The sequence below is a fragment of the Bellilinea sp. genome, assembly GCF_053501535.1.
In genome coordinates this window covers 1-8,208 of sequence record NZ_JBRCOK010000081.1, presented here as the reverse complement: position 1 = coordinate 8,208, position 8,208 = coordinate 1, and the positions used below count along the sequence as shown (strand labels likewise).

3 protein-coding genes, 1 tRNA gene and 1 pseudogene are annotated in these 8,208 nt (G+C 55.5%); 4 read left to right on the top strand and 1 reads right to left on the bottom strand.

What is annotated here, in order from left to right; genetic code table 11:
• Window positions 1-14: 14 nt before the first annotated feature.
• A tRNA-Glu gene (locus ACWIZX_RS08375) sits at window positions 15-87 on the bottom strand.
• Window positions 88-267: 180 nt separating this feature from the next.
• On the opposite strand from ACWIZX_RS08375, the gene ACWIZX_RS08370 reads away from it, so the two are divergent.
• The 4 genes and pseudogenes from ACWIZX_RS08370 to ACWIZX_RS08355 all read left to right on the top strand — a co-directional run.
• Window positions 268-1,695, top strand: coding sequence for a hypothetical protein (locus ACWIZX_RS08370; protein WP_448335448.1), 1,428 nt, complete (start codon window positions 268-270; stop codon window positions 1,693-1,695).
• 89 nt (window positions 1,696-1,784) lie between these two features.
• Complete coding sequence (locus tag ACWIZX_RS08365) at window positions 1,785-3,875, top strand: acetate--CoA ligase family protein (protein WP_448335447.1); 2,091 nt, start codon at window positions 1,785-1,787, stop codon at window positions 3,873-3,875.
• Between the two features lie 315 nt (window positions 3,876-4,190).
• Window positions 4,191-7,835 (top strand): two-component regulator propeller domain-containing protein, encoded by a 3,645-nt coding sequence (locus ACWIZX_RS08360; RefSeq protein WP_448335446.1) that lies wholly within the window; start codon window positions 4,191-4,193, stop codon window positions 7,833-7,835.
• Window positions 7,836-7,873: 38 nt separating this feature from the next.
• Window positions 7,874-8,208, top strand: a pseudogene (locus ACWIZX_RS08355) (hypothetical protein); the annotation flags it as partial.

Genomic DNA, 8,208 nt, shown 5'->3' with positions numbered 1-8,208 from the left:
TCGTCTAATCCCTGTGCCCCCAAGGGAATTCGAATCCCTGTTTGAGCCTTGAGAGGGCTCCGTCCTAGGCCGCTAGACGATGGGGGCGGTCAGAACGGCTAAATTCTATCACGCCCAAGGCTGACTGTCAATTAATTATTGCATCCCCTTCCTATTCCGCCGTCCTTTTTATGCCCTCTCTCCGTAAAAGTGGTCTATACTTTAAAAAGACCCGCAATCCAGCGCAGATTATGGGGAAACGAGGACTGCAGCGACTGCCCGAATACCATGACTCAAAGCAGGAATAAACCATCAGCGCCTCACCCGATTGGCCGCTTGTTTGCTCAAACGGTGCGCCTTGCGCAGCACAGCTGGCAGGGGAAAACCCGCTTGCAGCGCAGCGGACTTCTCTTATTTGCCGCTGCTTTCCTGCTTTGGTTGAGCATCCCTTTCGCCGAACTGGGGCTTTCCCTCAATCCTTATCAGCCGGTCACCGATCAGGTGCGTGCGCTGATTGCCTCTCAGCCGGATTTTGAAAACCGGTTGAAAAGGTTGGACGATTTTAAAGCCTCCATCCTGCCGCCGGCTGCCGTACAATCCGCTGCCGCCATCCTCAGCCGGCACAACCAGGAAAACGCCGCCCTCACCCTCCCAACCCAAACCAGCCCTGCCCCCAATGCAGAGCAGGACAGCCCCTCCCAATCGTTGATTGCCACAGCCCGCGCCATACTCGCTTTGCAAAAAACCCTGGAAACCCCTTCCAGCGCGCAGCATCTGGCAGTTGGGTTTGGCTTTTTACAAAAAGACGACGTGCTGCTCAACCTGCAAGCCATCGAACAGATTTACCGTCAGACGCCGGCGTTGCTGAGCCAGTTGTATGAAATCCGCCGCAGCAACCTTGCCCTGCTGCGCCAGATCAACGCGCTGAGCGGCGAAATATGGATCAGCGGCACTGCCGTATTTTCCTCAACGCCGACAGAGGATGAAAATCACCCCAATCCTCTGCCCGGCGAGTGGCGGGAACTAAGCCGCACCGGACAGTCGCTGGAAATTCAACTGGCCAATACCACCTATCTCCTCAATCAGGTGCTGCACGAAATTGAACCGGTGTACCGGCAGGATCAGGTCTGGGGGTTTTCGCTATGGCTGAAAGCCGCCGCATGGATTCGGCGCTCTCAATCCGCAATCTTCACGCTTTCGGCAGGGCTGATCGCCGCTGCCCTGCTGCTCTTCTTCTGGAAACCGCTTTCCATCAATTTAAATCCCCGCCGTCTTGCCAGCCGTCTGACCAACGGAGCAAGACGCACTGCGCAGGGGGAAACAGGGCAGTTATTCTCTGCTCAAAGCAACTGGCTGGTCAAAGGTCTAACCCGCCGCCCGGCTGCAAAACCCTTACGCATGTCACGGCGCGGCAGCATTCAGCGCCCTCGCCTGCTCATCCCCGTCAGCGGGAACAGCCGCATCGAAAAACCCCTGCCCGGCGATGGCATCGTCCGCATCGGCAACGATCCCGCCTTTCCGGTCAAAATTCCTCTTTCCGGCTCGGAATACATTGAATTATGGATTCGAAAAGCCCGCAAAGGATATTATCTGGAAATCATGTTCAGTGATATACCCGTGCTGCTCAATCAACAGCCGGTGCTTTCCTCGCGCGCGCTCAACGATGGTGACTCGATTCAGATTCATGATACAACCCTGCTTTTCAAAGAACGCTGAGTACAGGCTGATTATTTTCATCACTAACCATCTGTCCCTGAATTGGCTACAATAGAGTAGCCATCTCAAAATGATCTCAGGAGGAGACCATGCCGCACGGGTTAAGACCTTTCTTCGCCCCGCAAGGGGTAGCCATCATTGGCGCATCGGCCGCGCCCAATAAACTGAGTTACGGTATATTGCGAAACATGACCCTGTACGGCTATGCGGGACAGGTTGCCCCGGTCAACCCCAAAGCCGATGAAATTCTCGGTTTGAAGTGCTACCCCGATATCGCCTCGGTTCCCGATCCGCTTGAACTGGCGGTAATTGTTCTGCCTGCCCCGACCATCCCTGCCACGCTGGAAGCCTGCGGTCAGCGCGGTATACGCTCGGTGATCATCATTTCCGGCGGCTTCAAAGAAGTAGGCGAAGAGGGAGCAGCCCTGGAAAAACAGATTTTGGAAATTGCCGCCCGTTACCAGATGCGCCTGATCGGCCCGAACTGCGTTGGAACGCTGGACCTGTACTCGGGATTGAATACCACTTTCATCCAGGGCGTACCCGAAAAGGGCAGCATTGGTTTCATCTCGCAATCCGGGGCGGTGGGCGGCGGGGTGGTTGATTACATCCGCAATAAATGGATCGGGTTTTCCAATTTTGCCAGCCTCGGCAACGAAGCCGACCTCACCGAAACCGATCTCATCGAATATCTCAGCCAGGATGAACACACGCGGGTGATCGCCGTGTACGTGGAGATGATCCGCGACGGCCAGCGTTTCATGCAGGTTGCCCGTCGCGTGACTCCGCACAAACCGATTGTCCTGCTCAAAGCCGGACGCACCAGCGCCGGGGCGCGGGCGGTATCCTCGCACACCGGTTCGCTGGCCGGTTCACACGCCGCCTACCGGGCAGTATTTCAACAGTCGGGGGTGATTGAGGCTGAAACGGTCAGCGATTTGTTCGATATCAGCATGGCACTTGCCCATCAGCCGCTGCCCAAAGGCAACCGCGTGGCAATCATCACCAATGCCGGCGGACCGGCAGCCCTCCTCTCCGACAGTCTGGCAGAACACGGCTTGCAGATCGCCGATTTGCAGGAAGAAACCCGCACCGTCCTGCGCGGGCGGCTCAACCCGGCTGCTCAGGTAGCCAACCCGATTGATATGCTGGGTGGGGCCGAACCGCCGGAGTATGAATTTGCCCTCCAGCTGGCGCTTGCCGACCCCAATGTGGATGCGGCAGTGGTCATTCTCGTACCGCAAGCGCTGGTCAACCCCGTGGAAGTGGCCGAAAAGATTATTCAAGTCAGCGCGTCCCGCCAAAAACCGGTGCTGACCTGCTTCATGGGCGAATGGAGCATTGAAAAAGCCCGCCAGCGGCTGCATACCAGCGGCATTCCCATGTACGTCTTCCCGGAAATTCCCGGGCGGGTGTTGGGCGCCATGCTGCAATACACCCGCCGGCAATCACAGCCAGCCTTTGAAGCTGTCGAATTGGAGGGAATTGACCGCTCCACCGCAGAACGAATACTGGCGCAAGCCGCCGGGCAGCCCGGCCTGGGTGAGGCGCAGACTCGCCCGGTATTTGGGGCGTATGGCATCCCGCTGGTCGCCGGTGAAGCGGTTCACAGCCCCGAGCAAGCTGCCGACGCTGCGGTGCGCTTGGGCTTTCCGGTCGCCTTGAAAATTATTTCCCCCGATATCCTGCACAAGTCGGATGTCGGCGGCATCCACCTGCACCTGAATGACGCCCAGGCGGTGGCTGATGCCTATCGGCAGATGATGAACAGCATTGCGGAACGCTTGCCACAGGCACGCCTGGAAGGGGCAATGGTAGAACGCATGGCAGACAAAGGTGCGGAAGTCATTATCGGCATGCGCCGCGACCCCAACTTCGGCCCGCTCATCATGTTTGGATTGGGCGGTATTTACGTGGAATTGTTCGGCGATGTATCTTTCCGGGTTGCCCCACTCACCCGCCGGGAAGCGCTGGACATGATTCATCAGACCCATGCCGGTAAACTGCTCAGCGGTTTTCGCGGAGAAGAACCCGGTGATTTGCAAGCCGTAGTGGATGTCATCCTGCGTCTCAGCCAGCTGGCATTGGACTTCCCCCAAATTGCGGAAATGGAAATCAACCCCCTGCGGGTCTACCGCCGCGGCGCGCTTGCGTTGGATGGGCGTATCATTCTTGCCTGATATTAAACCACACCGCCATTGATGCGCTGAGCCGTCCTTGAAAGGACGGCTCAGCTATCCAAACCCAACCCGCGGCTTCCCATTTCACCGCTTCACCCAGGAGGAGCAATTGGCGATCAAACCAATCACATTTCTATTGTATCCATAAAAAGCGGGGAAAAAAGTGTTCGGCGGTGCGTGTATAAGGTTTCGGACATCGTTCAAGCCTTCTTAAAGCATCCTCCTGTTTGTAAACCTGTGCCAATGACGGGCGTAAATCAGCACGCAAACCGGTATAATCTCTTTGGCAATTCACCTTTATAAAGGCATGACAGGTTGAAGTTTAGCAAATTCTTTCGTTGCATTTTCCTGTTGCTGGCGTGCATCATTCCGTTTGGAATGTCCACCCAATCCGCAACAGCCTACACCGGTCAGGTACGTTTTGACCACCTGACCGTCGAAGATGGGCTTTCGCAAAGTTCGGTGAGAGCAATTGTTCAGGATGCGCAGGGTTTCCTCTGGTTTGGTACCGAGGAAGGCTTGAACCGCTATGATGGCTTTGGTTTTGAAATCTTCAAACACGACCCCCAAAACCCCAACAGCCTGCAATCCAATGTGATTACCAGCCTGTACGTTGACCGCGCCGGCGACCTGTGGATTGGCACCTCCAGAGGACTGGATCGCTACCGCATCAACGAAAATGCATTCGATCACTACCCGCTGGTTGAAATCGGTCAGGATGGCCTTTGGGGCAGCACCATCGAAGCCGTGCTGCAAGATGAGAACGATCACCTTTGGGTGGCAACTCAGGCCGGCGGGTTGAACCGCCTCAACCCCGCCAACGGCGAAATCCTCCACTTCATACCGGTTGAAAACGACCCCAAGAGCCTCTTCAGCCGGGATATTTACGACCTTGTTCCGGATGGAACGGGCGGTCTTTGGCTGGCAACCGATGGAGGATTAAGCCACTATGACCCAACCAGCGGATATTTCACCCATTACCGTTACAACCGCTTTAATCCATTTTCCCTCAGCGACAACCGCTGCCGTTCGCTTTTTGTAGATCACGAGGGGTATTTGTGGGTCGGCACAGAGCGGGGTGGGCTCAACCGCCTGATTTCTGCATCCGGCAGATTTGAACGCTATCAGAACGACCCCGAAGATGCAGCAACTCTGGTTTCCAATCAGGTATTCGATATTCTTCAAGATTCCAGCGACATCTTGTGGGTAGCCACCCGCGAGGGAATCAGCCTGTTGACACCCGGCAGTTCCCAATTCAGCCACCTGCGCAAAGACCGCAACGACCCAGCCAGCTTGAACAACAACGTGGTCACCGCGCTTTTCCAGGACCGTGGCGGTGTGATGTGGGTGGGCACTTTTGGGGGAGGCGTCAACCGCTATGCTGCTTACGCCAATAAGTTCCAGCGTTACATCCAGCGTCCCGGCGATCTTTCCAGCCTGAGCGATTCGACTGTTTTTGCCATCAGCCAAACGCCGGACGGCACTTTGTGGATTGGCACCCTATCCGGCGGCCTCAATCGGTTGGAACGCGAAAGTGGACGAATGCGCTACTACTACCACCTCACCACCCAACCGCAGAGCATTGCCAGCAACGATATTCGCGCCCTGTTCACTGATCACAAGGGGACATTATGGATTGGCACCGCCAACGCCGGCGTTGATCAGTTCGACCCGCTTACCAGCACTTTTCTCCACTTCCAAATTGACCCGCAAAACCCCAATCTCTCCGCTCAATACGCAATTACCACCTTTTTTGAGGATTCACAGCAGCAATTGTGGGTGGGCACGCGCGGCTACGGCTTCCACCGCTTTCAACCCGAAAGCCGCTCCTTCGCACATTACAACCTCCCTTCCGAGAACAATTCGGCCCAACTGGTGCGGGCAATCCGCGAGGACGAAGACGGAAATTTCTGGATCGCAACCTACGAAGGCGTCTTTGTATTTGACCCTCGCCGCGAGCAATTTCTTCAACATTACCGTGCAGAAGGCAGCCAGAGCAATTCTCTCTCTTCCAACACTATTTTGAGCATTTACGTCCAGGATCAAGACACGGTGTGGTTTGGCACATGGAGCGGCGGTTTGAACCGGCTTGACCGCCGCACGGGTATTTTCACGGTATTCACCGAGAAAGATGGACTGGCAAACGATACCGTCTATGCCATCCTGCCCGATTCGGATGGCAATCTCTGGCTGAGTACCAACCGTGGTCTTTCGCGCTTCGAGCCTGCCAGCGGGCGCTTCCGCAACTTCGATGTCAGCGATGGTTTGACCAGCAATGAATTCAACGCCGGGGCTGCCTATGTTTCTCCACAGGGTGAATTCTTTTTGGGCAGCGTCAACGGGCTGATCAGCTTCTTCCCCTCACAGGTACAGGATAACCCCATCCCGCCGCCGGTCATCATCCGCTCATTCTCCCTTTACAATCAAATTGAGCGGAAAAACCTGCCGGATGGCGACAGCATTCTCCTCAGTTATCGGGACACCTTCATTGGTTTCGAATTTGCCGCGCTTGACTTTACCGCACCGCACAAAAATCAATTTGCCTACAAACTGGAAGGATTTGACAGCGACTGGAATTATTTAGGGAATCGTAATTTTGTCACATTTACCAACCTGCGCGGCGGTGACTATACTCTGCGTGTCAAAGCAGCCAACAACGACGGGGTGTGGAACGAAGAGGGCATTGCCATTCACTTGCGGGTAACCCCGCCCTTTTACACCCGCGGCTGGTTTATCCTGCTCAGCGGTGCAGGGGTGCTGGGACTGGTTTATGCGGGCTACCGCCTGCGGCTGCACCGAGTCGAAAGCCAGAAGCGCGCCCTCGAACAGCTGGTACTGGAACGCACCCATGAAATTGAACGCCGCCGGCAGGTTGCCGAGGGTCTCCGCGAGATTATTGCTATTCTGAATACCAACCAATCGCTGCAAGAAAGCCTCGATTACATCATCCATCAGGCGCTCCAACTGGTACACGCCCGCCATGCGCTCATCTTTTACCATCCTCCCGGTCAACCACCGCAGGAAATGGCGGGGGAACTGCCTCCAAACCTGCAGGCCTATGCGCCGCTGGTGGAAGAAACCCTCAAGGGGCAAATCACCTGGATTGAAGATATTCATCAGTACCGTCAAAAGCATCCTGAAAAGGAAATCTTCCCAGGCGATCAGGGGGCTTTACTGGCAATCCCCCTTTCCAGCGGTGACCATGTGGATGGCGGCCTGATTTTGACCTTCGTTCAGGCAGGCGCTTTACCGGACGAGGATTATAAAACCGCTCTGACGCTTGCCGATCAGGCTGCGCTGGCAATTGGCAACGCCAATTTACGCCAGCAGGCAGAAGAACTGGCAAAAATCAGCGAACGCAGCCGAATCGCCCGCGACCTGCACGATGCAGTCACCCAAACCCTGTTTGCCAGTACCTTGATCGCCGATGTGCTGCCCCGCCTGTGGCAGCGCAACCCGCAGGAAGGCCTGCGCAGGCTGGATGAACTGCGCCTGCTCAGCCGTGGGGCGCTGGCTGAAATGCGCTCTCTGCTGGTGGAACTGCGCCCGGGTTCTCTTTTGGAGGCTGACCTTTCGGAATTGATTCAGCAATTGTGTGATGCGTTCACCAGCCGCACCCGGCTGCAAATTAACTGCGGCATTCAATCGGTTGCAAAGCAGCCCGCTGATGTGCAAATTGCTTTCTACCGCATTGCTCAGGAAGCTCTGAACAACATTGCCCGCCATGCACATGCTCAACGGGTGAAAGTGACGCTTGAAATTGAGGAGGGCAGCCTGACATTGACCATTTGCGACGATGGCAAGGGCTTTGACCGGGACAATGTCCCGCCAGCCCATTTTGGGCTGGAAATCATGCGCGAAAGAGCACAATCCATCCATGCCAGCCTGAAAGTCGAAAGTAAGCCCGGTGAAGGCACCTGTATCCGCCTGACTTACCAGCATCCCCAGAAGACGTTATAATAACCTGCAGGAATCTCTTGGGATAAGATAAACCGGAAATGGAATTATTTAACGTTGGATTTGGCGAATTACTGTTCATCTTCCTGCTGGCTTTGATTCTACTGGGGCCGGAGGGGATGAAAAAAGCCGGCCTGACCATCGGTAAAGGCGTGCGGGCCATCATTCGTTCGCCGTTCTGGAAAATTTTTATGGATACCACCCGCGAAATTCGCGAAATGCCCACCATTCTGGTTCGTGAGGCGGGATTGGAAGAATTTAACGAAAAAACCCGCAAATCCTTGCGGGAATTTTCAGAAGAATTACCTCGAGAAGCCGGGCTCAGTGACGAAGACCTTCAACAACTCGATCCCCGCCTGCGCCCCCAACCATGGGA